The 20,818-nt window shown below is 64.6% G+C and carries 19 protein-coding genes and 1 other annotated feature; of the genes, 7 read left to right on the top strand and 12 right to left on the bottom strand.

The features are described 5' to 3' along the window. Positions 1-11 precede the first annotated feature (11 nt). The 8 genes from ACMI1Q_RS00795 to ACMI1Q_RS00760 all read right to left on the bottom strand — a co-directional run bounded on the left by ACMI1Q_RS00795 (position 12) and on the right by ACMI1Q_RS00760 (position 9,097). Positions 12-1,892 (bottom strand): glycosyltransferase family 2 protein, encoded by a 1,881-nt coding sequence (locus ACMI1Q_RS00795; protein WP_419502466.1) that lies wholly within the window; start codon positions 1,890-1,892, stop codon positions 12-14. A 23-nt stretch (positions 1,893-1,915) separates the two neighbouring features. Continuing rightward, a complete protein-coding gene (locus ACMI1Q_RS00790) occupies positions 1,916-3,793 on the bottom strand; it encodes a glycosyltransferase family 2 protein (RefSeq protein ID WP_419502465.1) in 1,878 nt (625 codons plus the stop codon). A gap of 71 nt (positions 3,794-3,864) precedes the next feature. Then, complete coding sequence (locus ACMI1Q_RS00785; RefSeq protein ID WP_177521255.1) at positions 3,865-4,608, bottom strand: ABC transporter ATP-binding protein; 744 nt, start codon at positions 4,606-4,608, stop codon at positions 3,865-3,867. 13 nt (positions 4,609-4,621) lie between these two features. Beyond that, positions 4,622-5,419 (bottom strand): ABC transporter permease, encoded by a 798-nt coding sequence (locus tag ACMI1Q_RS00780; protein ID WP_419502464.1) that lies wholly within the window; start codon positions 5,417-5,419, stop codon positions 4,622-4,624. Positions 5,420-5,424: 5 nt separating this feature from the next. Further along, positions 5,425-5,991, bottom strand: coding sequence for a dTDP-4-dehydrorhamnose 3,5-epimerase (gene rfbC / locus ACMI1Q_RS00775; protein WP_419502463.1), 567 nt, complete (start codon positions 5,989-5,991; stop codon positions 5,425-5,427). A 12-nt stretch (positions 5,992-6,003) separates the two neighbouring features. Beyond that, on the bottom strand, positions 6,004-6,441 hold the full coding sequence (locus tag ACMI1Q_RS00770; RefSeq protein ID WP_419502462.1) for a sugar 3,4-ketoisomerase: 438 nt from the start codon (positions 6,439-6,441) through the stop codon (positions 6,004-6,006). Between the two features lies 1 nt (position 6,442). Further along, entirely contained in the window at positions 6,443-7,543 is a 1,101-nt protein-coding gene (locus ACMI1Q_RS00765; RefSeq protein ID WP_419502461.1) for a DegT/DnrJ/EryC1/StrS family aminotransferase, read from the bottom strand. A gap of 159 nt (positions 7,544-7,702) precedes the next feature. Beyond that, positions 7,703-9,097 carry a D-alanyl-D-alanine carboxypeptidase family protein gene (locus ACMI1Q_RS00760; RefSeq protein ID WP_419502460.1) on the bottom strand — a complete coding sequence of 465 codons (1,395 nt, stop codon included), beginning with the start codon at positions 9,095-9,097 and terminating at the stop codon, positions 7,703-7,705. Positions 9,098-9,291: 194 nt separating this feature from the next. Here ACMI1Q_RS00760 and ACMI1Q_RS00755 point away from each other — a divergent pair, with 194 nt between their 5' ends. Then, positions 9,292-9,861 carry a 5-formyltetrahydrofolate cyclo-ligase gene (locus tag ACMI1Q_RS00755; protein WP_419502459.1) on the top strand — a complete coding sequence of 190 codons (570 nt, stop codon included), beginning with the start codon at positions 9,292-9,294 and terminating at the stop codon, positions 9,859-9,861. A gap of 45 nt (positions 9,862-9,906) precedes the next feature. On the opposite strand, the gene ACMI1Q_RS00750 is transcribed toward ACMI1Q_RS00755, so the two are convergent. Together ACMI1Q_RS00750 and ACMI1Q_RS00745 are read right to left on the bottom strand one after the other, a co-directional pair. Continuing rightward, a complete protein-coding gene (locus ACMI1Q_RS00750; protein ID WP_418441178.1) occupies positions 9,907-10,482 on the bottom strand; it encodes a dipicolinate synthase subunit B in 576 nt (191 codons plus the stop codon). Beyond that, positions 10,482-11,282 carry an NAD(P)-dependent oxidoreductase gene (locus ACMI1Q_RS00745; RefSeq protein WP_419502458.1) on the bottom strand — a complete coding sequence of 267 codons (801 nt, stop codon included), beginning with the start codon at positions 11,280-11,282 and terminating at the stop codon, positions 10,482-10,484. The genes ACMI1Q_RS00750 and ACMI1Q_RS00745 overlap by 1 nt, the downstream gene beginning before the upstream one ends. Positions 11,283-11,613: 331 nt before the next feature. On the opposite strand from ACMI1Q_RS00745, the gene murC reads away from it, so the two are divergent. Next, positions 11,614-12,987, top strand: coding sequence for a UDP-N-acetylmuramate--L-alanine ligase (gene murC, locus ACMI1Q_RS00740; protein WP_419502457.1), 1,374 nt, complete (start codon positions 11,614-11,616; stop codon positions 12,985-12,987). A 54-nt stretch (positions 12,988-13,041) separates the two neighbouring features. Here the strand turns inward: murC and ACMI1Q_RS00735 are convergent, their stop codons facing one another. Further along, the gene (locus tag ACMI1Q_RS00735) at positions 13,042-13,392 is read right to left on the bottom strand and encodes a type II toxin-antitoxin system PemK/MazF family toxin (protein ID WP_330056775.1); all 351 of its coding nucleotides are present in this window, start codon (positions 13,390-13,392) and stop codon (positions 13,042-13,044) included. A 107-nt stretch (positions 13,393-13,499) separates the two neighbouring features. Beyond that, on the bottom strand, positions 13,500-13,874 hold the full coding sequence (locus tag ACMI1Q_RS00730; protein ID WP_419502456.1) for a holo-ACP synthase: 375 nt from the start codon (positions 13,872-13,874) through the stop codon (positions 13,500-13,502). Between the two features lie 130 nt (positions 13,875-14,004). Here ACMI1Q_RS00730 and ACMI1Q_RS00725 point away from each other — a divergent pair, with 130 nt between their 5' ends. From ACMI1Q_RS00725 to ACMI1Q_RS00705, 5 genes are all read left to right on the top strand, one after another. Further along, positions 14,005-14,979 carry a hypothetical protein gene (locus tag ACMI1Q_RS00725; protein WP_419502455.1) on the top strand — a complete coding sequence of 325 codons (975 nt, stop codon included), beginning with the start codon at positions 14,005-14,007 and terminating at the stop codon, positions 14,977-14,979. Positions 14,980-15,058: 79 nt separating this feature from the next. Beyond that, positions 15,059-15,293 (top strand) — a binding site (T-box leader). A 53-nt stretch (positions 15,294-15,346) separates the two neighbouring features. Then, positions 15,347-16,846 (top strand): hypothetical protein, encoded by a 1,500-nt coding sequence (locus ACMI1Q_RS00720; protein ID WP_419502454.1) that lies wholly within the window; start codon positions 15,347-15,349, stop codon positions 16,844-16,846. Between the two features lie 54 nt (positions 16,847-16,900). After that, positions 16,901-17,923: a phenylalanine--tRNA ligase subunit alpha gene (gene pheS / locus ACMI1Q_RS00715; RefSeq protein ID WP_419502453.1), complete on the top strand. Its 1,023-nt coding sequence runs from the start codon at positions 16,901-16,903 to the stop codon at positions 17,921-17,923. Positions 17,924-17,943: 20 nt separating this feature from the next. Beyond that, positions 17,944-20,418, top strand: a complete 2,475-nt coding sequence (pheT, locus tag ACMI1Q_RS00710) for a phenylalanine--tRNA ligase subunit beta (RefSeq protein WP_419502452.1) — start codon at positions 17,944-17,946, stop codon at positions 20,416-20,418. Positions 20,419-20,541: 123 nt separating this feature from the next. Next, positions 20,542-20,787 (top strand): IreB family regulatory phosphoprotein, encoded by a 246-nt coding sequence (locus ACMI1Q_RS00705; protein WP_330056370.1) that lies wholly within the window; start codon positions 20,542-20,544, stop codon positions 20,785-20,787. Positions 20,788-20,818 lie beyond the last annotated feature (31 nt).

Raw genomic sequence — 20,818 nt, 5'->3', positions numbered from 1 at the left:
ATATCTGCCGCTCAGCCCGGCATGCAGTTTTGCAGATGGCGCAGATCGCCGCTTTCGGAAAAATCCTCCCGGTCCAGAGTGAGGCCGGGGTTATAGTAGGGGTCACGGGTGAGGTTCTCCCGGCCGAAGCGCTCGGTGAGGCGCTTTTGCTCGCCGGCAAAGCGGGCCTTTTTGGCCTTGTCCTTCTCGTCGATGCCCCGGCTCTTGCTCTCGTAGTGATACAGCTGGGCGTAGGGGGTCCAGACCACCCGCCAGCCGGCCCGCCGGGCCCGCAGGCAGAAGTCCACATCGTTGAAGGCCACGGTGAAGCCCTCGTCCAGGCCGTTCAGCGCGTCAAACACCTCGGCCCGCACCAGCAGGCAGGCGGCGGTGACGGCGGAAAAATCCTGCACGGTGGCGGCGCGGAACATGTAGCCGCCGGAGGTGCGGGGGCGGTATTTGTGGCTGTGGCCGGCGTAGCCGCCAAGGCCGGTGATGATGCCCGCGTGCTGGATGGTGTCGTCGGGGTAGTAGAGCATGGCCCCGCACATGGCCACCCCCGGGCGGCTGGCCTGCATCAGCAGTTCGGTGAGCCACTCCCGGTTGATGACCTCCACGTCGTTGTTCAAAAGCAGCAGGTAGTCGCCCTTTGCCGCCTTGCGCCCGAAGTTGTTGATGGCGGAGAAGTTGAAGCCGCCCTGGGCCTTGTACTCCACCACCCTGCAGCGGGGGTAGCCCTCGGGGCCGGTGATTTTTTTGTAGTAATCGAAGGTGGCCGCCTCTTTGGAGTTGTTCTCGATGACGATGACCTCGAAGTTGTGCCAGCTGGTCTTTTTGTAGACCGAGGAAAGGCACTTTTCCAGGTCATCGGTGTGGTCCATGTTGGGGATGAGGATGCTCACCAGCGGCTCGCCTTCAATTTCATAGTCCACCTTGTAGGTGCTGGGGTAAAGGCCGTCCCGCACCTCGCCCCGCTGGCCGGTGCGCTCCAGATGGTCCGCGATGGCCTTTTTGGCCGCCTTGGCCACATAGGGCTTGGCGGCGGTGCCGCCGCTGGTGGAGCCGCCGTGCACCCGCCAGTAATAGAGCACCTGGGGGATGTGATAAATTTGGGTGTCGTCCAGCCGGTCGGTCAGGCGCAGGAACAGGTCGTGGTCCTGGCTGCCGTCGCACTCGCTGCGCTCGCCCCCCGCCTCAAAGTACAGGCTGCGCTTGAAGGCGGAAAGATGGCAGATGTAGTTGCAGCAGACCAGATAGTCCGGGGCGAAGTCCGGCTTGAAGTGGGCCACCATGGGCCGGCGGATGCTCTTTTTGAAGAGGGCCTCGTCGCTGTAAAGGAAATCCGCGCCGCTGTCGAGAATGGCCATCTGCAGGGTGTAGATGGCGTGGGGGGCCAGGATGTCGTCGTGGTCCGCCAGGGCCAGATACTCGCCGGTGGCAAGGCCGGCCGCCGCGTTGGTGTTGGCGCTGATGCCCTTGTTCTCCACCTTGACGTACTTCACCCGGCTTGCCGCCGGGGCTATCTTTTCCGCAAAGGCCGCCCGCTGCTTCACAATTTCGCCCACATAGGCATGGGCCTCGTCGGAGGCGTCCGCAAGGCACAGCTCCCACCGGGTGCTGGTCTGGTCAAAGACGCTGGCCAAAAACTGCCGCAAAAAGGGTTCCGGCGTGTTGTAGAGCGGCACGCAGATGCTGACCAGGGGCAGGGCTGCGCCGTTCTCCCACCGGTCGGCCAGGTCCGCCCGCTGGGCCTGCAGCACCTTTTTCTTGGGCAGGTAGCGGGCCCGCTTGCCGAAGAGGCGGCGGCGGAAAAAGCCCAGCGCCCGCCGCACCATGGCGAAGAGGCCCTCGCTCTTTAAAAGGTCAAAGGCATAGCCGAACAGCTCCCGGATGCGTTTGAGTTTGAGTTTCATGGCTTGTCGCCCCCAAAAGGCCCTTATTTCAGGCCGTAGTTTTCAAAAAGCAGATTGAAGTGGCGGTTGTAGTAAGGGTCGCCGGCGGCGATCATGTCGCCGTATTTGGCGATGAACCGGGCCTTCTCCCCCTCGTAGCGGCGGGCGTTCTCGCTCAGGGTGTCCAGCCCGCGGCTCTTGCTCTCGTAGTGGTAGGCTTCGGCGTGGGGGGTGAACACGTTGGTCAGGCCCTTCTTCCAAAGCTTCAGGCACAGGTCGATGTCGTTGTAGGCCACGGCGAAGTTCTCCTCGTCCAGCCCGCCCATCCCGTCGTAAAGGGCGGCCTTGACCATCAGGCAGGCGCCGGTGACCGCCAGCAGGTTCTGAGGGGTGGCCAGCCGGTAAAGGTCGCCCGCCGAGGCCCGGGGGTGGCTCTTGTGGCTGTGGCCGGCGGTGCCGCCGATGCCAAGGAACACCCCCGCGTGCTGGATGCGGCCGTCGGGGTAGTAAAGCTTCGCGCCCACGCACCCCACGTCCGGCCGCTGGCTGAACATGAGCATCTCGGCCAGAAAGCCCTCGCTGAGCAGCTCGATATCGTTGTTCAAAAGCAGCAGCTGCTCGCCCTTGGCAAACCGGCGGGCGAAGTTGTTCACCGCCGAGAAGTTGAAGCCGCCCTCATAGGTGACCACCTGCAGCCGGGGGTACTTCTTCTTCGCCGCCTCGTAATATTCAAAGGTGGCGGGGTCGGCGGAGTTGTTCTCCGCCACGATGACCTCAAAGTTGTCGTAGCCCGCCTTGGCGCAGAGGCTGGCAAGGCAGCGGTCCAAATCGTCGATGTGGTCCTTGCTCGGGATGAGCACGCTGATGAGGGGCGTGCCGGTGAGGGCGTACTTCACCCGGTAAGCGCCGGGGCAGCCCTCGATGCGCTTCGCCGTTCCTTCCAGGCCCACCCGTTTCAGGTGGTCGTCGATGGCCTTCTCCCCCGCCGCCAGGGCGTAGGGTTTTGCCTCCATGCCGCTGGCGGTGCTGCCCGAATGGCTGCGCCAGATGTAGAGCACATAGGGGATGTGGGTCACCTTTTGGGCGTGCTCGGTGAGGCGCAGGATAATTTCAAAGTCCTGGCTGCCGTCGTACTCGCTGCGCTCGCCGCCGCCCGCCCGCTCAAAGAGCGCCCGGGAGAAGGCGGCCAGATGGGTGATGTAGTTGCAGCCCCGCAGATAGTCCGGTTCAAAGTCCGGCTTGAAGTGGTAATCCACCAGATGTTTGAGGTCCGCCGAGAGGACTATCTCATCGGAATAGACGAAATCCGCCCCGGCCAGCGCCTCCTTGGCCACCCGGTAGAGGGCGTTGGCATAGAGCACGTCGTCGTGGTCCAAAAGGGTGAGCCAGTCGCCGGTGGCGGCGGCCAGGGCCGCGTTGGTGTTGGCGGCGATGCCGCCGTTTTCTTCCAGCTTCAGGTAGCGGATGCGGCTGTCCTTTTGGGCAAACCCCTGCGCGATGCGGCCCACGTCGGAATGGGCATCGTCGGAGGCGTCCGCCAGCACCAGCTCCCAGCGCTGGTAGCTCTGGGCCAGCACGCTGTTTATCATCTGGCGCAGAAAGGGCGCGGGTGTGTTGAAAAGGGGCACGCAGACGCTGATGGTGGGCCCGGCTAAATTTTCCGCCCGCTGGGCTTTCAGCTGGCGGCGGGTGGGCAGGTCCGCCCGGTAGCGCCAGGTGTCCCGGTGCAGGGCAAGGCGGATGCGGAACTCCACCTCCCGCCAGAGGGCTTCGAGGCCCTCCTCCCGGCCCACCTGGGCGCACCACGCCGCCACCTGCTTGATGTGGGCGGGGTCCAGAAGGCGGCGGGCCATGCCGCCCACGCTGTCTTCACGGGCAACGTCGGCGGGCAGGGGGGCTTCCAGTTCTTTTTTGTCCGGCATGGGGTCGTTCTCTCCTTTGTCCCGGGCGCACAAAACAGCCAGGGGGCCTGCCTCCTGGCTGTTGCGGGGTCTCACTCGGCGTCCCGGGTGGTGTGTTTGTAGGCGGCGCACACCTCTTCGGTGGGGCCGTTCATCTTGATGCGGCCGTGCTCCAGCCAGGCCACCTTGTTGCACATGCGCTCGATCTGCTCGATGGAGTGGCTCACCAGAATCACGGTGGTGCCGCCGCTCATCAGCTTCTGCATGCGGTCCTCGCACTTTTGCTGGAACAAAAAGTCGCCCACGCTCAAAATTTCGTCGGCAATGAGGATGTCGGGCTTTGTGATGGTGGCGATGGCGAAGGCGATGCGGGCCACCATGCCGCTGGAATAGTTTTTCAGCGGCACGTCCAGAAAGTCGTGCAGTTCGCTGAACTCCACGATCTCGTCGAATTTTTCCCGGATGTACTTCGGGGTGAAGCCCAGCACCGCGCCGTTCAAAAAGATATTCTCGCGGGCGGTGAGGTCCATGTCAAAGCCGGCGCCCAGCTCGATGAGGGGGGCGATGGTGCCCCGCACCACGCAGTTGCCGGTGGTGGGCTTGTAGACGCCGCTGATGACCTTGAGCAGGGTGGATTTGCCGCTGCCGTTCAGGCCGATGAGGCCGTAGAAGTCGCCCGGCTGCACGGTGAGGCTGACGTTTTTCAGCGCGTAGAACTCGTCGAACTTCAGCTTGCCGTGGGCGATCTGCAAGAAATATTCCTTCAGGCTCTCGCTTTTTTCCTTGGCGAGGTTGAAGCGCATGGAGACGTCGTTTACCTGGATGATGGGTTCCATCGTTCGCCCTCCCTCACATGTACAGGACGAACTTGTCCTGGTTCTTTTTGAATACCAAGAGGCCGAAGGCCAGCATGGCAAGACTGCACGCCCCGCAGATGACCACCATGTTCAGGCTGAGCAGCTTGCCGTCCAGCACGGCGGCGCGGAAGGCAGTGATGTACCAGTAGATGGGGTTGAATTTGATGAGCGTCTCCAGATAGATGTTGCCGAACTGGGCCGGGTCGTAGAAGATGGCGGAGAAGTACATCAGCACGGTGGTGAACACTTCCCACAGATGGATGACGTCCCGGAAGAACACCGCCATGGTGGAGAGCACCAGACCCACCCCCAGGCTGAAGATGAACATGGTGAGGATGGGATAGACCGCCAGCAGCACCGTGGGGTGCAGGGGGCTGCCGGTGATGATCATGATGATGATGAGGGCGATGAAGCTGAAGAAATAGTTCACAAGGCCGAAGCAGGTCTTTTCCAGCGGGAACACATACTTCGGGATGTACACCTTGCGCAGCAGCATGGCGTTGGCCATCACGCTGCCCATGGCCATGGTGGTGGACTCGCGGAAGAAGGTGAACATCAGCTGGCCGATGACCAGATAGACGGGGTAGTTGGTGATGCCCTCGCCCCGGAACTGGAACAGGCTGCCGAACACCACCACCATCACGCCGCACATGAGCAGGGGGTTGAGCACGCTCCAGGCCACGCCCAGCACGCTGCGGCGGTACTTCAACTTGAAGTCCCGGCTGATGAGGTTATACAGAAGGTATCGGTAACGGAGAAAATCCTTGATATACAGTTTCAGCGTGTTCAAGGGGCTTACCACCTCTCAAAATACTCGAAGGTCTGGCTGGCAAAGGGGGTGTGGTGCTTGTCCTTCTCGCTGAGAAGATACTCGCACCCGCAGTCCGGCCACCGGATGCCCACGGTGGCATCGTCGTAGGGGATGCCGCCTTCGGCGGAGGGGTCGTAGTAGTCGGTGCATTTGTAGCAGAATTCCGCCGTGTCGCTGAGGACCAGAAAGCCGTGGGCAAAGCCCTGGGGCACATAGAACTGGCGCTTGTTCTCTTCGCTCAAAACAACGCCGGTCCACTTGCCGAAGGTCTCACTGTTCGGCCGGCAGTCCACCGCCACGTCGAACACTTCGCCTTTGGTCACCCGCACCAGCTTGCCCTGGGTGTGCTCTTTCTGAAAGTGCACGCCCCGCAAAACGCCCCGGGAGGAGCGGGACTGGTTATCCTGCACGAACTCGTCGGTGATGCCGGCGGCGGCGAACTCCTCTTTCTGGAAGGTCTCCATGAAATAGCCCCGCTCGTCGCCGAACACGGTGGGCTCCACGATGAGCACGCCCGGCAGTTCCGTTTTGATGAATTTGAATTTTCCCATCTTTCTTACCCCTTATTCCTCTTCGTTCTGCGCCGCGAGGGCCGCTTTGAAGCCTTCGTAGTCCCGCAGGTATTCGCTGCCGTCGTAGTGCTCGCTGGCCAGGACCAGAAGCACGCTGTCCGGCGAAAAGTCGTACATGTCCTTCCACACCATGCGGGGGATGTAGATGCCGGTGTTGGGCTTGTCCAGCGAGAAGACCTCCTCGCGGCCGCAGCCGTCGTCCACCCGCACCTTGCTTTGGCCCGCCACGTTGATGAGCACGAACTCGGTGCGGCGGTTGGCGTGCTGGCCGCGCACCACGTCCGCGTCGCTGCCGTACATATAGAACACGCGCTTTATCTCAAAGGGCACCTGCTGCGCGCCCTCCACCACGATGAGGCTGCCCCGCTCGTCGCCAAGGTCCGCGAAGGAGAGCATCCTCACCCGGTCGTAGTTGTCGTTTTTCATCATATCACGGCTCCCAGGCGTTGATGGTCTCGATCACAAAGGTCTGTTCTTCTTCGGTCATGCCGTTGTACATGGGCAGGCTGAGCACCTCGTCGGCGTAGCGCTCGGCGATGGGGTAGTCCCCCCGCTTTTTGCCAAGGTAGCGGTAGGCCTCGGACAGGTGGGGCGGGATGGGATAGTGGATGATGGTGCCGATACCCTTCTCTTTCAGATAGGCGGCCAGATCGTCCCGTCCCTTTTCCACATGGATGACGAACTGGTGCCAGGTGCTGTCCGCCCCGGGGCGCACTTCGGGCAGCCGGATGAGGGGGTGGTGCAGTTCGGCGAGATACCGCCCGGCGATGGCACGGCGCTCGGCGTCGAATTCCGGCAGGTGAGAGAGCTTCACCCGCAGCAGGCCCGCCTGCAGTTCGTCCAGGCGGGAGTTGGTGCCCACCACCTGGTTGTGATAGCGCTTTTCGCTGCCGTAGTTGCGGTAGACCCGGAACTTTTTGGCCAGGGCCTCGTCGTCGGTGACGATGCAGCCCGCGTCGCCAAAGGCGCCGCAGCCCTTGGTGGGGTAGAAGGAGAAGCATCCCACGTCGCCGAAGGTGCCCACCGTCTGGCCCTGCCAGTGGTTGCCGTGGCTCTGGGCGCAGTCCTCCACCACCTTGAGGCCGTAGCTGCGGGCGATCTCCATGATGCGGGTCATGTCGCAGGCCTGACCGAACAGGTGCACCGCCAGGATGGCCCTGGTGCGGGGGGTGATGGCGGCCTCGATCTTCTCCGCGTCGATGTTGTCGTATCGGTCCGGCTCCACGAACACCGGGGTTGCCCCGTTCATGGAGATGCCCATGACGCAGGCGATGTAGGCGTTGGAGCAGACGATGACCTCGTCGCCCCGGCCGATGCCCAGCAGACGGAAGCTGATCCACAGCGCGTCCAGCCCGCTGGCAAGGCCCACACAGTATTTGGCGCCGATGTATTCGGCCCACTCGGCTTCAAACTGCTCCACCTCGCGGCCCAGAATGTACCAGCCGCTGCGCAGCACTTCCAGGGCTTTCGCCTCGTACTCGGCGGCGTGCAGGCTGTATTGACGGCCCAGATCGTTGGGCAGGATGTTCATCTTGGTCCCTTGCCTTTCTGCGGCGGCAGCCGCACAAAAAATACCAACTTATATTTTACCCTATCCCGTGTCAAAACGCAACAAAAAGCCGCCCGCCGGGCGGCAAAAGGGCCCCGCCGGCGCAACGCCGCGGCGGGGCCGCTGTGGTTTTGTTAAAGGTCAGTCCCGGCTGGGGGGCTTGGTCTGGCTGCGGGGAGAGGCCTTGTCCGTCTCCTTCTCCCAGGGGGGCGGCTCGGCGGGCAGAGGTTTGCGGGTGATGATCTCCCACTGGGCGGGGCCGGTGGCGGCGGGCTTCTTTTTGCCCGCTTTGCGCCACAGCCGTATGCCCAGCACCAGCGCCATCACCGCGGCGGTAGCGGCCACAGCGATGCCCACGGGGTCCTTCTCCGGCTGGAGGGAGGAGGCGGGCACATAGGTGCTGGCGGCCAGCACCTCGTCGATGCCGCTCACCGAAAGCTGGGCCGAGCCCAGCTCTGAGGGCTGGTAGTCGTTCTCCGGCAGGCTGTAGGTCACGCTGGCGGCAAAGGGCTGGCCCAGCACGTACTGGTCGGGGATCTGGTAGTCCACGGTGATGCCGTCGGTGGAGAGGTTTTTGTTCAGCAGCGCGGTGGCGCTTTTGGGCTGCACCAGGGCGTTGCCCAGCGCCTCGCCGCCGCCCACCACCGGCACCTGGAAGGCCTCGTCCGGGGCGGGGATCTCCACCCGGGAGAAGTTCTCGAAGGCGTAGTCCAGAATGGCGCAGGCGTCCCGGAACTTGTCCTCCAGCTGCTGGCACTTCAGCTCCACCGAAATGAGGCGGATGCCGTTCTGCTCGGCGTAGTTCACGAAGGTGGTGAGGGCCTGATCGTGGAAGCCGTTCTTGGAGCCCTTGGCGTAGGTGCGGTAATAGTCGCCGGAAATGCGCATCCAGTCGGTGCAGTGGAACACCCGCTGCTGGGGCTGCTTGTTGGTGGCCTCCATGGTCCAGGGGTCGGTGCGGCAGAAGATCTCCTCAAAGCCCGGCACCGTGAGGGCCCACCGGGTGATGATGGCCATGTCCCGGGCGGTGGTGTAGTGCTCGTCGTCGTGCAGGCCGTGGGGGTTCATATAGTGGGTGTTGGCAAGGCCCAGTTCGGCGGCCTTGGCGTTCATGGCGTCCACGCCGCCCTGGATGGTGCCGCCGATGTACTCGGCCAGCACGTTCGCGCCGTCGTTGGCGCTCTCCAGCTGGGTGCCGTAGAGCACGTCCTCCAGGCGCACCACCTCCCCCTCCTGCAGGGCGATGTGGGAGGAACCGTATTCCAGCTGGTGCACCGCGTCGTAGCTCACGGTGAGCTGGGTGTCCAGTTCGCCCTGGGCCTTTTCCAGCGTCAGGGCCATGGTCATGATCTTGGTGATGGAGGCGGGATAGAGCACCTCGTCGGCGTTCTTTTCCATGATGACCTGACCGGTGTCGGCGTCCATCACGATGTAAGCCTCGCAGCTCACGGACGGCCCCTGGTAGGCCAGCGTCGCGGGCGCGAAGAGGGCGGCGGCCAGCGCCGCCGCGCAGAGTGCGGTGAAGAATTTTTTCAAGCCCAACGTCCCTTTGCTTTTCAGAATATCCGAAACCGCGCCCGCAAAAGCGGGGCACGGGCATGTTCTGAAATATTATACATAAATTTTACTGTGCGGCACAAGGCCTGCACAAAATTTCCACAATTTGTTTAAAAAACGAGGGGGACGGTGGTATAATGGGGTGGATATGGCAGGAAAAGAGGCGGCCCCGCATGGAACAGAAAAGCATCCGCGAACAAAAGCGCGAAGCGCGGGCCGAAGCCCGTGCCCGCCTTGCGGGCTGCACGCCGGAGGACACGGCCCGCTGGGGCGAGGCCATGTTCGAATACCTGCGGGTGCTGCCGGTATGGAACACCGCCCGCACGGTGATGTGCTTTGTGAGCACCCCCTCGGAGCCGGACACCCGGCCCCTTCTGCAGGCGGCGCTGCGCCAGGGCCGCGCCCTCTGCCTGCCCCGCCAGTGCGAGGCGGGCTGGATGGAGGCCCACCGGGTGGCGGCGCTGTTCGCTTTGCGGCCCGGCCCCCACGGCATCCTGGAGCCGCCCTGCACCCTGCCGGTGGTGGACCCGGCGGCCATCGACCTCATCGTGGCCCCCTGCCTGGCCGCCGCGCCCAGCGGCGTGCGTCTTGGCCACGGCGGCGGCTTTTACGACCGGTTTTTCGCCCGCAGCGGGGCGGCGCGGGTGGTTTTCTGCCCGTCGGCGGCGGTGTTTTCCCGCCTGCCCGCCGACGAATTCGACCTGCCTGCCGACCTTGTCATCACCGAGCGGGGCATCCTTTGAACGCAAAACGGTCCCCGGAGCAAACGCGCTCCGGGGGCCGTTTTTTCATTCTGTGAGCACCGGCTGCAGCTGGCGGCCCCGCATGGCGCACTCCAGCGTGTCGCCGATGAGGGAGTAGTCGCTTTGCAGGCTGGCGGGCTTTTTCAGCCAGTCGTCCTGGGCGAAGGGCACCAGATAGAAGTTCTTGCGGTTGATGAGCCGGGCCAGGTTCTCCATGCTGGCGGCCAGCCCGTCGTTGGTGCTCACCGCCAGCACCAGCGGCTTTGCCCCCCGCAGCATGCTCTTGGCCCCCAGGGTCACCGGCGTGTCGCTGATGCCGGCGGCCAGCTTTGCCAGGGTGGCCCCGGTGCAGGGGGCGATGACCATTGCGTCCGCCATGTTCTGCGGGCCCAGGGGCTCCGCGCCCTGCAGCGTCTCGATGGGCTTGCGGCCGGTGACGGCCTCCACCTTTTTCTTCCAGCTTTCCGCCGTGCCGAAGCGGGTGTCCAGCCCGGCGGCGTTGAAGCTCATCAGCGGCAGCACCTCCACCCCGCTGCGCACCATGGCCTCCATCACGCCCAGCGTCTTTTCAAAGGTGCAGAAACTGCCGCACATCGCCCACACCACGCGCTTTTTCTCCATCAAATCCCCTCTCCCCTTTCTCTCAGCATGGCAAGCACCGCCTGGGCCACGAACTGGCCCGCCGTCACCGGCGCGCACCGGGCGGGCAGGCTGAGGGCGTGGATGGCCCGCACCCCCAGCTCCTTCGCCGCCTCAAAATCGGTGCCGCCGGGCAGGCTGGCCAGGTCGATGACCAGCGCGTCCTTCGGCAGCTGTTTCAACCGCTGTGCCCCCAGCACCGGGGCGGGCACCGTGTTCACCGCCACGTCGGTGCTCTCCAGCAGGCCGTCCACCGCCTCCATGGGCGCGGCGGCCAGTCCCTGGCTCATGGCCAGCGCCCGCTGGCCGGGGCTGCGGGCCGCCACCGTGACGCGGGCCCCCAGCGCCGCCAGCCGCACCGCCAGCGCCTGACCGCACCGCCCGTAGCCCAGCACCAGCACGGCGCTGCCCCAGACAGTGCGCCGCCGGTTCTGCAAAATGAGGCCGATGCACCCCTCCGCCGTGGGGATGGCGTTCAGGCGCGCCAGCTCCTCCCGCCCCAGATAGTCCGCAAGTTCGATGCCCGCGGCGGCGGCCGCCGCCTTTGCCCCGTCGCTCACCCGGCCGCCGAAGGCCGCAGTGCCGGGCCTTGCCTTTTTCAGCAGCTGCTCCAGCGCCGCCCCGTCCGCCGCCAGCGGCATGGGCAGCAGCACCCAGTTTGCCCGGGGCAGCCCCTCCGGGCCGCACACTTCGAATCCCTTTTCCCCCAGGTAGTCCGCCGCCGCCTTCTGACGGGCGTCCTCGCCGATCACCGCGAACACCCCGGGCCGTTTTTGTTCCATCGCCCTTCCCCCCTCGCACCGGGCGCGGGCATTTGTGCGCCCGGGCCGTTCTTGTGCCGATTTGACCCATGGTATGCGCCGCAAAGCGCAAAAGTGAACGCCGGACCGGCCTTTCGGCCCCTTTGGCCCCCTTTTGCGCCGGAGGGCAAAATCCCGAAAAAAGGCCCCTGCGCGGGGGCCGAAAAGGACAATTTGCAAAAACAGCGGCATTTTTTGCCTTTTGAGTGTTTATTTCGCCGCAAAAAAATTATATAATGGAAAGCAGGATAACACTTTTCTCCGGCAACGGGCGGAGCGCGCTTCGCCCCATTACGTTTTTGAGGTGACCCAAATGAGCTACATCGGCGGTTACAACCCCGGGCTTCTCCGGGGCGTGAAACACCTGCATTTCATCGGCATCGGCGGCAGCGGCATGTATCCGCTGGTGCAGATCCTCAATTCCCGCGGCTACGAGATCAGCGGCAGCGACGTGAACGAAGGCTCCATCATCGACGCGGAGCGCGCCCTGGGCATCACCGTGTACATGGGCCACGACCCGCAGAACGTGGTCGGGGCGGACATGGTGATCTACTCGGCGGCCATCCACGACGACAACCCCGAGCTGCAGGAGGCGGACGCCCGGGGCATCCCCACCCTGGAACGCAGCGTGCTGCTGGGCTATGTGAGCCGGCTGTACCCCCACAGCGTGTGCGTGGCGGGCACCCACGGCAAGACCACCACCACCTGCATGATTACCACCATGCTGGAACTGGCGGGCCGGGACCCTGCGGCGGTCATCGGCGGCAAGCTGCCCCTCATCGGCGGCTACGGCAAGGCCGGCACCGGCAGCTGCATCGTGGTGGAGGCCTGCGAGTATGCCGAGACCTTCCTGCGGCTGACCCCCCACATCGCGGTGCTCCTGAACATCGACAACGACCATCTGGACTACTACGGCACCATGGGCCAGCTGAAGCTGGCCTTCAAGAAGTTCGCGCTGATGGCCACCAACACCATCGTGGCCAACGCCGACGACGAGGGCGTCATCCAGGTCATCAACAGCATCGACCGCAACGTGCGCACCTTCGGCATCCAGAAATCGGCGGACTACCGGGCCACGAACATCCGGGAGTATAAGCCCGGTTTCTATGAGTTCGACGTGCTGGAGTGGGACAACTACTACGCTCACCTGTGCCTTTCCACCCCGGGCTACCACAACATCTACAACGCGCTGGCCATGGTCAGCTGCGCCCGGGCGCTGGGCCTGGAGGCCAGCGCCGCCGAGGCGGCGGCCCGCAGCTTCTCGGGCGCCGGGCGGCGGTTTGAAGTGCTGGGCGAGGTGAACGGCGTGACCATCGTGGACGACTACGCCCACCATCCCACCGAAGTGGCCGCCACCCTGGCCACCGCCAAGGAGCTGGGCTTCAAGCGGGTGTGGGCGGTGGACCAGCCCTTCACCTACAGCCGCACCCGGGCCTTGCTGCACGAGTTCGCCGAGGTGCTTTCCGCCGCCGACCGGGTGGTGCTGACCCCCATCATGGGCAGCCGCGAGGTGGACGACGGCAGCGTGAAGAGCGAGGATCTTGCCGCGCTGATCCCCGGCTGTGTGACGGTGGCGGGTCTCAAGGAGGCCGCCGACTACATCAAGGCCAACGCCGAGCCGGGCGACCTGGTGCTGACGCTGGGCTGCGGCGACGTTTACAAAGCCGCCCGCATGATGCTGCAATAAAAACGAACAAAAGACCCGCCGGGCGGCCTGCCCGGCGGGTCTTTTTTTGCTTTTTCAGGTGGTGCGCAGGCCCACGCTGATGCCCAGCGCCTGATCCACCTTCTGCTGGGCCTCCGGCGGCAGCGCGCCGGTCTTTTCCCGCAGGCGGCGCTTGTCCAGCGTGCGGATCTGCTCCAGCAAAACGATGGAATCCCGCGTCAGGCCGCAGGTGGACGCCGGCAGAGCGATGTGGGTGGGCAGGCGGGTCTTGTCCTGCTTGGAGGTGATGGCCGCGGCGATCACCGTGGGGCTGTGGCGGTTGCCCACGTCGTTCTGCAAAATGAGCACCGGGCGCACGCCCCCCTGCTCCGAGCCCACCACCGGGCTGAGGTCTGCGTAAAACACTTCGCCTCTGTGTACTTCCATGTAACTCTACCCTCCGATGTCCGCCGCCTCACAAAGGCGGCGATGGCTGCCCCCGCTTTAAAATGCGGGGCCTCGGTGGTAGTATGCCCGGCACAGCCGGAGTTTAATCAGCCCTTTTCCAGCACGGTGAAGGCGGCGGCAAGGCCCCCCTCGTGGCTCAGGGAGAGGCTGACGTGCAGCCCGTTTTCGGCCATATGGGCCGCCGCCGCCCCTTTCAGCGCGTAATAAGGCGCGCCGCTCTCGGCCCGCAGCACCTGGATGTCCGCCAGGGCAAAGCCGCCCAGGCCTTTGCCGCAGGCCTTCAGAAAGGCCTCCTTGGCGGCAAAGTTCGCCGCCGCGCTGGCCGCCCGCCGGGCCGGGGCGAGCTTTTCCAGAAAGGCCCGCTCTTCCTCGCCGAACACCCGCTGCCAGAACGCCTCGCTGCCCAGGCTCTTTTCCATCCGCCCGATGCGCACCACATCCACGCCCACGCCGAAGATCATCTTTCTCGCCTCCTTTTCCTATTAGAACATATTTTCGTCGTCTGCGCAATCGGTATGCTTGTCCCACGCGGCGCGGCCATGCTATAATAGGCTTAAAAAGAGGCGTTCGCCTTAAAAGTAGGGTCTTTTCATGTCAGCGCGCCGAAAACTGGTTGCCGTCACCCTTGCCGCCCTGCTGGCGCTGACCGCCGGCTGCTCCGGCGCGTCCCAGCAACCCCCGGCCGCCCCCACGCCCGACCCCCTGGAGCAGGCGCTCGAGGGGCTGCCGGACTTGAGGGAAGAGCTGCAAAAGCGGGAGGACGCCTCGTCCGCCGTCCCGCCCGCCGCCGAGGACGAATCTCTCTTTGTTATCCCGGACACAGAGCCCTCCTTCGACTGGCTGCGCACCCCCACGCCCACCGCGGCGCCCACGCCCGCGCCGACTCCGGCGCCCACCCCCGTTCCCACCCCGGAACCCGTGTCGCCGGACAGCACCTTTTTCCCGGACCTGGCCCTCTTTTTGGGTCGGGAACCGGACACCAGCGAGAGCCGGCGGAACGGGTGGTATATGGCGTTCGGCAAGATCCCGATCGAGCAGGGGGAGATCGCCTTTGCGGAATTCACGGAACTTTTGCAAAACGACCGCTACCAGCTGGAGCTGACGAACACCTTTGTGGGCAACCACACCGACACTGTCTATTCAGACAGTTTTGACTTCACTTACATTGGCACGAACCCGGACGTCACCCAGGCGCACAACATCTCCAAGACCGAGTATTACAATGTACACCTTTTCCTTCTCTGCTCCAACAACACGGGCAACGCTTCCCTCTGCATCCACTACAGCAGCGCGTTCACCCTGGAGGACCCGGGCGTATACACCACCGCCGACATCCCGGCCAGTTCGTCGGGCGGCGGCTCCGGCGGTTCCGGCGGTTCCGGCGGCGACTGGGACCCCAACATCCCGGAATTTGCCCGGCAGGACTGCCTGACCTGCGGCGGCTCGGGTGACTGCGGCAGTTGCGGCGGCTACGGCTACACCTACAACGACGGCATCAAGTCCAGCTGCGGCCGCTGCCGCGGCTCGGGCGACTGCTCCGCCTGCGGCGGTTCCGGCAAACGATGAGCCTCCCGGCGAAAGCAGTTTGAACCTTTTGCCGCCGCGGCGCTTGCAAAACGGCGGCGGGTGTGCTATGATTGGCTTTGTAAACGCGCTGACGAAGGAAAGTAGCGCCGTTTTCCCGGCACAGAGAGGGGCCTCCCGGCTGCAAGGGCCCTGCGGCGGAAACGGAGGTGAAGTTCCCTTCCGAGCGGCTCTGCTGAACCCGCAGGCAGTAGGCAGAGACGGGCTTCTCCCCCGTTACCGGGAGTTTGAGTGTTTGCTCAACGAGCAAAAAACCGGGTGGTACCGCGGAGCGTTTGACCGGCTTCGTCCCTGTGAAAACACGGGGGCGTGGCCGTTTTTTTCTGCCCCGAAAGGAGGAAGCGCTGCAATGGAGACATCCCGCAAACGGCAGCTTTTCGCCGCCCTGTGGTGCCTTTTGTGCGCCGCGGCGGCGCTGGCCGTCTGCTCCCGCTCGTCGCCCCTCCACCCCACCAACGACTGGGGCGACGCCAACATCTACTTCACCATCGGCCGGGGCATGCTGGAAGGGCTGGTGCCCTACCGGGACCTGTTGGACCACAAGGGCCCGCTGCTCTACTTTCTCCACGCGGCGGCGGCGCTGGTGAGCGATTCCAGCTTCTTCGGTGTCTGGCTGTGGGAGGTGGCGGCGGGGGCTGCCTTTTTGTGGTTCAGCCTGAAAAGCGTGTCCCTCTTCTGCCCGGAGCACCTCAGCCTTCTGACGGTGCCCCTTGTGGCGGGCGCGGTCTATTCCAGCCCCGCCTTCGCCCAGGGCGACAGCGCCGAGGAGCTGTGCCTGCCGCTGCTGGCCTTCTCCCTGTGGTGCCTGCTGCGGGCCTTCAAGGCGGAAGGCGCGGTGCGGCCCGGCCTCTGGCCGGTGTTTGCCAACGGTCTTGCGGCGGGGGCGGTGTTCTGGGTGAAATACACCCTGCTGGGGCTGCACTTCGCCTGGATGGCCTGCCTTGCCTTCTGGCTGTGGCTGGGGGAGAAGTCCTTTTCCTCCGCCCTCAAGGCCTGCGGGGCCTTTCTTGGCGGCATGGCCGCGGTGAGCGTGCCGGTGCTGGCGTATTTTGCCTTCCATAACAGTCTGGGCAACTTGTTCGGGACCTATTTCGTCACCAACTTCACCTCCTATTCCGACGCGCCCGCCGGGCTTACCGTTCCCTTTTACAACATGGCGGTGAGCGGGCTTTCCACCCTCACCTCGAACCCGGTGTGGATGGGCCTTGCCCTCTTGGGCGGCGCATGGCTGCTCTTCGCGCCCCGGCTGCTCACCGGCGCCGGGCGGGCCGCCCTGGCGGCGATGGCCTTTTTCACCGCCTTCTTCATCTGGTGCGGCTCCATGGGCTGGCCCTACTACGGGCTGCCTCTGGCGGTGTTCGCCCCTCTGGGCTTTGTGCCCCTTCTCAGCCTTTTGCGGCGGCTGCCCCTGCGCTTTGAGGCCCCGCGGCTCGTCGCCGCCGGGTGCGCGGTGTGTCTGGCCGCCTCACTGGCGCTGGAGGCGCTGGCCAGCCCCAACGTGAGCTTCATGGCCCTCAAAAAAGAGGATCTGGTGCAGACGAAGTTTGCCGCCATCATCAAGGCCGAGGGCGGCGAGAGCCTGCTCAACTACGGCTTTCTGGACGGAGGGTTTTATCTTTCCAGCGGCATCCTGCCCTCCTGCCGTTTCTTCTGCCGCACGAACCTTTCCAACTGGGAAGAACTGGAGCAGCCGGTGCGCCGGATGGTGGCCGAAAACGCCTTCGACTTCATCGTGACCCGGGAGGAAGGCGCCCTCTACGAGATGGAGGGCTACGAGCTGGTGTGCACCGAGTACCAGGAGTACGACGGCGTTTTGCAGCCTTACAGCCTGTTCCGCGCAAAGGGCTGAGCTCTTTCGCGGTGACCATAGACACAACAAACTTTCCGAGAGGAGATAGGATTTATGAAAGAGGCATTGGAACAGATCCGCCAGCAGGCGGACCAGCTGATCGCCGCCGCCGACAGTGAGAAGGCGGCGGACGAACTGCGGGTGCGCTTTTTGGGCAAGAAAGGCGAGCTCACCGGCATCCTGAAGCAGATGGGCAAGCTTTCCGCCGAGGAGCGCCCGGTGGTGGGCGCGCTGGCCAACCAGGTGCGGGAAGAGATCGACGCGCGCATCCGCGCCCGGATGAAGGAGCTGGCGGACGCCGCCCTCACCGCCCGCCTTGCCGGCGAGACCATCGACGTGACCCTGCCGGGCAAGCGCCCGGAGCAGGGCGGCCTGCACCCCTTCCATCTGGTGCTGAACGACTTCAAGGACATCTTCCTTGGCATGGGCTTTGACGTGGTGGGCGGCCCCGAGGTGGAGCTGGACCACTACAACTTCGAGATGCTCACCATCCCCAAGACCCACCCCGCCCGCGACACCCAGGACACCTTCTACATCACCGAGAACATCCTGCTGCGCACCCAGACCAGCGGCATGCAGATCCGCACGATGGAAAAGCGCAAGCCTCCCATCCGCATCATCGCCCCCGGCCGGGTGTACCGCTCCGACGCGGTGGACGCCACCCACAGCCCCATCTTCCACCAGATCGAGGGCCTCGTTGTGGACGAGGGCATCACCTTCAGCGACCTGAAGGGCACGCTGGAAGTGTTCATCAAAAAGCTCTACGGCCCCGACACCAAGGTGCGGTTCCGCCCCCATCACTTCCCCTACACCGAGCCCAGCGCCGAGATGGACATGAGCTGCTTCAAGTGCGGCGGCAAGGGCTGCTCCATGTGCAAGGGCGAAGGCTGGATCGAGATCCTGGGCTGCGGCATGGTGCACCCCAAGGTGCTGGAAAACTGCGGCATCGACTCGGAGAAATACACCGGCTACGCCTTCGGCATCGGCCTTGAGCGCGTGGTCATGATGCGCTACGGCATCGACGACATGCGCCTTCTGTACGAAAACGACCTGCGCTTCTTAAAGCAGTTTAACTGAGAACAAGGGGGACGACACCAATGGTATTACCCATGAACTGGGCGAAGGAATTCGCCGATTTTGACTGCTCCGCCAAAGAGATGGCCGACCGGCTCACCATGACCGGCAGCAAGGTGGAGTGCTATGAAAACGCCGCCGACGCGGTGGAGAACGTGGTCATCGGCCGCATCGAGTCCATCGTGCCTCATCCGGACTCCGACCACATGGTCGTCTGCCAGGTGGAAGTGGGCCAGAATGCGCCGCTGCAGATCGTCACCGGCGCGGCCAACCTCAAGGTGGGCGACCTTGTGCCCGTGGCGCTGGACGGCTCGAAGCTCCCCGGCGGCGTGGAGATCAAAACGGGCGTGCTGCGGGGCGTGGAGAGCTGCGGCATGCTGTGCAGCCTGGGCGAGCTGGGCCTGACCACCCACGACTTCCCCTACGCCATCGAGAACGGCATCCTGGTGCTGGACGAGCGGGATTACCCCGACGGCATGCCCGCTCCCGGCACCCCCGCTGTGGAGGCTCTGGGCATGGACGACGTGGTCTTTGAGTTCGAGATCACCCCCAACCGCCCCGACTGCCTTGCGGTGCGGGAGCTGGGCCGCGAGTGCGCCGCCACCTTCGGCGTGCCCTTCAAGGACCACACCCCCACTGTGAAGCCCGGCCACGGCAACGTGAACGACCTGCTCAAGGTGGACATCGAGAACAGCGAGCTGTGCATGCGCTACTGCGGCGCGGTGGTGGAGAACGTGCGCGTTGCCCCCAGCCCCAAGTGGATGCGGGACCGGCTGCGGGCCTGCGGCGTGCGCCCCATCAACAATCTGGTGGACATCACCAACTATGTGATGCTGGAGTACGGCCAGCCCATGCACTGCTTCGACCACAAGTATGTGAATGGCCAGCACATCCATGTGCGCAACGCAAAACCCGGCGAGCACATCGTCACCCTGGACGGCGTGGACCGCGCCCTCAGTGAGGAGATGCTGGTCATCGCCGACGACGCGGGCCCCATCGGCGTGGCCGGCGTGATGGGCGGCGAGTACAGCGGCACCTACGAGCACACCACCACCGTGGTGTTCGAGAGCGCCATGTTCTACGGCCCCTCCATCCGCACCACCGCCAAGAAGCTGGGCCTGCAGACCGAGGCCTCCGCCAAGTACTCCAAGGGGCTTGACCCCAACACCTGCGCCCCGGCCCTGGCCCGCGCGCTGGAGCTGGTGCAGCTGCTGGACGCCGGCGACGTGGTGGACGGCGTGGTGGACATCTACCCCGCGCCCCGCACCGAGAACCATGTGCCCCTGCGCCCCGAGGTCATCAACCGCCTGCTGGGCACCAGCCTCTCCCGCCAGGAGATGGTGGACATCCTGCTGCCCCTGGGCTTCCGCCTGGAGGGCGACGTGGTGGTCTGCCCCACCCTGCGCGACGACGTGAAACGGGACTGCGACCTGGCCGAGGAAGTGGCCCGGTATGTGGGCTACAACAAGATGCCCAGCACCCTGATGAAGGGCGTGGCCGAGGCCCGGCCCACCCCGCGCCAGAGCTTTGACGAAAAGCTCACCCGCACCCTGGCCGGCTACGGCCTGTGGGAGTGCGAGAACTTCAGCTTTTACAGCGCCAAGTGCTTCGACGCCATCCACCTGCCGGAGAACGACCCCCTGCGCAACGCGGTGGTCATCTCCAACCCCCTGGGCGAGGACACCAGCATCATGCGCACCACCGCCCTGCCCAGCGTGATGGACGTGGTGGCCCGCAACTTCAGCGCCCGCGCCGCCGAGTGCGCGGTGTTCGAGCAGGCCACCGAGTATCTGCCCAGCCCCCTGGCCGACGAAGTGGCGGACAACGACTTCAACGACTACCCCGCCCTGTGCAAGAAGCTGGCCGCCGAGGGCAAGACCCCCAGCGACCTTTTGCCCACCGAGGTGCAGAAGCTCATTCTGGCGGCCTACGGCCCCCAGTGGGACTATCTGGCCATGAAGGGCGTGGTGGAGGGCCTGCTGGCCACCGCCGGCATCAAGGACTTCACCGTGGAGCGCAACGCCGAGGGCGCTGCCTTCCATCCCGGCCGCGCCGCCGACATCTTCGTGAAGGGCGAAAAGGTGGGCACCGTGGGCGAAGTTCACCCCACCGTCTGCGCGGGCTACGGCGTGAAGGCCCGGGTGGTGGCCGCCGACCTGAACCTCGACAAGCTCTTCGAGCTGCGGGGCGGTGAGCCTCAGTTTGCGCCGCTGCCCAAGCACCCCGCCACCAGCCGCGACCTGGCCCTGGTGGCCGACGAGGCCGCTCCCGCCGCCGCGCTGGCCGGGTGCATCAAGGCGAACGCCGGCGAGCATCTGGAGAGCCTGACCCTCTTTGACGTGTACACCGGCGAGAAGGTGGGCGAGGGCAAGAAGAGCCTGGCCTACAATCTGGTGTTCCGCGCCGCGGACCGCACCCTCACCGACGAAGAGGTGGACGGCGCCATCAGCCGGGTGCTGAAGGCCCTGGGCGAGATGGGCGTGACCCTGCGCAGCTGAGCAGTTTTGAGCACAATTAACAAAAGTGTCACGCTTTTGTAGTGTTCCCCTGCTTGCAATCGGGGAGATTATCCTGTATACTATTGCATATAAACTACTGCCTTGGTAAAGGGGGGCTTCGAGATGTCTGATCCTACCGCTGTATTCTCCATCTACGACGAGCGCGACCGCGAGATCCGCGCCGTGGTGCAGGAGGTGTACGACGCACTGAAGGAAAAGGGATACAACCCCATCAACCAACTGGTGGGCTACATCCTCTCGGAGGACCCCACCTACATCACCACCTACAAGAACGCCCGCTCTCTCATCCGCAAGGTGGACCGAGATGACCTCTTGCAGGCGCTGGTGCGCAATTACGTGAATCCCTGATCTTTCAAGGGGGCTCCGCCGGGCGGCGGGG

Origin of the sequence: Candidatus Allofournierella excrementavium (assembly GCF_048526665.1) — a bacterium.
Lineage (GTDB): Bacteria > Bacillota > Clostridia > Oscillospirales > Ruminococcaceae > Allofournierella_A > Allofournierella_A excrementavium.
Note: the sequence above shows the minus strand (reverse complement) of the source record. Positions and strands in the feature narration are given on the sequence as shown.